Raw genomic sequence first — 2,340 nt, forward strand, 5'->3', positions numbered from 1 at the left:
AGGGCCAAACGCTCCGCTGAGGCGCGTCCAATCCCTTGCCCTGCGGCTGTCACAACGCAGGTTTTATTTTTCAATCGCTCCAAAGTCCCCTCCTCATACACGGGTTGGCATGGTGGCCTCTCCGGTGGGTTTGAAATGTCTATAGGCCAGAGGTAAAGCACCGCGGTCAAGTCCCTGCCCTGGAAATGGTATACCATTTTAAGATCGAAAAGCTATATTGCGAATTTCGCGCCCCGCCTGTTCACTTGTGCGCCATCCCTTACATCACTCTATTGCGTTGACCCAAAGTGGTCTTTGTCCGACACTTGATTAGCGCACATGACCGATTACGCCCCCTTTTTACGTCCCCTTTGGAGCCCCGCACCGATGCTGATCGACACTCACCTCCACCTCATCGACCGCAACCGTATCTCCTATCCGTGGCTTGCGGATGTTCCGGACCTGAACGCCGATTGGTCCTACGCGGCCTATGACGCCATGGCACAACGGCTTGGCATTGAGGGCGCACTGCATATGGAGGTCGATGTTGATCCAACTGACATTGCTACAGAAACCGCCATGGTTGCTGAGCTGATGGCACAAGGCGGGTCGCTCATGCGCGGTGCCATTTCATCCGCCCGCCCCGAAGATGAAGGCTTTGAGGCGTTTGTGGAGCGCTTGGATCTCACGGTCGTAAAGGGCATACGCCGCGTGTTGCATGTCATGCCTGATGATCTTTCACGATCCTCCCGTTTTCGCGCGAATGTACGTAAACTGGGGAAGTATGGTCTGCCCTTTGATATTTGTGCGCTGGCACGCCAACTTGATATCGCGATCGAGCTGATCGATGCCTGCCCTGATACCGAATTTGTGCTCGACCATTGCGGCGTCCCCGACATCGCGGGCGGCGCATATGACGACTGGGCCGCATCGATAAACCGTCTCGCGCAGCGCCCGAACGTGAACGCCAAAATATCTGGAATTACCGCCTATGCGACACCGGATTGGACCGTAGACACCCTACGCCCTTACGTCGAACATGTGATCGAAAGCTTTGGCTGGGACCGCGTTGTTTGGGGGTCCGACAGCCCAGTGTGCACGCTGAACGCATCGCTTGAACGTTGGGTCGCGGCCACGCATGACCTCACTGCGGGCGCATCAGACGACGAGCGCGCGCTCTTTTATGCGTTCAACGCCGCGCGCATTTGGGATCTCGCACTTTAGCTCCACCCCGACACAGGTGAGTCGCACGACAATCCGACCCCATGAGGCCACGAGCATCATAGGGTAAATACCCACCTGTTTTGTGTTAGCGCCCTCATTTGCACGCCACCTGAGCGGCGCACCCACGTGGCAGATGACAACTCGCAATTTACCCAACGTTAACCCTTTGCAATCACATCAAATTTTCTAATTTGTAGTCAAAATTTACAAATGCCGAACTCAAATAGTGAAGTTGTTAACAAAAAAACGTAGCATGCGCAGCATCTTACGCGCTTTTTGACAAAAACCCCGTTAAACCTCAACGCAGGAGGAGGTTCGCGTTCGCGCAACCCCCATGGAGACACTATTCAGGGAGCTTGCAATGTCTGACGAAACCCTCATGACAAAACCCTCACCGGCCTTTACGGCGTCTGCGCATATTGATCGTGCGGGGTATGATGAGATGTATGCGCGCTCTGTGTCTGATCCTGTGGGATTTTGGGGGGAGATGGGCAAGACGCTTGATTGGATCACGCCCTACACCCAAGTCAAAAACACCACATTCGATTTCGGCCGCGTGGATATCCAGTGGTATTCGGACGGCGTGCTCAACGTGTCCGCCAACTGTATCGACCGCCATTTGCCCAAGCGCTCACTGCAAACCGCGATCATTTTCGAGCCGGACGATCCCGAGACCCCCGCCCAGCACATCACCTACAAAGAGCTGTCTGACAAGGTCAACCGCTTTGCCAACGTGCTGTTGTCTCAGGGCGTGATGCGCGGCGACCGCGTGGTGATCTACCTGCCGATGATCCCCGAGGCCGCCTATGCCATGCTGGCCTGTGCGCGTATCGGCGCGATCCATTCCATTGTATTCGCTGGATTTTCCCCAGACGCGCTGGCCAACCGCATCAACGACAGTGGCGCAAAGGTGGTGATCACCGCCGACCACGCCCCGCGCGGTGGCCGCTCCACCCCGCTCAAATCCAATACCGATGCCGCCCTGTTGCACTGCTCCGACAAAGTGCGCTGCCTCGTGGTCAAACACACCGGCGAGCAGACCTCATGGGTCCAAGGTCGCGATGTCGACGTCAAATACCTGATGGAGCACGCAAGCCCCGACTGCCCGCCCCGTCCGATGAACGCCGAAGATCCGCT

At 56.5% G+C, this 2,340-nt stretch carries 2 protein-coding genes and 1 pseudogene; 2 read left to right on the forward strand and 1 reads right to left on the reverse strand.

Annotation, left to right across the window (positions count from 1 at the left end; all coding sequences use genetic code 11):
* Positions 1 to 83 (reverse strand): annotated as a pseudogene (locus ACTG34_RS06350) (SDR family oxidoreductase); the annotation flags it as partial.
* Positions 84 to 318: 235 nt separating this feature from the next.
* On the opposite strand from ACTG34_RS06350, the gene ACTG34_RS06355 reads away from it, so the two are divergent.
* The gene (locus ACTG34_RS06355) at positions 319 to 1,203 is read left to right on the forward strand and encodes an amidohydrolase family protein (protein WP_439104135.1); all 885 of its coding nucleotides are present in this window, start codon (positions 319 to 321) and stop codon (positions 1,201 to 1,203) included.
* A 379-nt stretch (positions 1,204 to 1,582) separates the two neighbouring features.
* On the forward strand, positions 1,583 to 2,340 hold a 758-nt coding region (locus ACTG34_RS06360), incomplete at its 3' end, for an AMP-binding protein (protein ID WP_439104137.1).

Source organism: Celeribacter marinus, from assembly GCF_965656515.1.
Taxonomy (GTDB): Bacteria; Pseudomonadota; Alphaproteobacteria; order Rhodobacterales; family Rhodobacteraceae; genus Celeribacter; species Celeribacter marinus_D.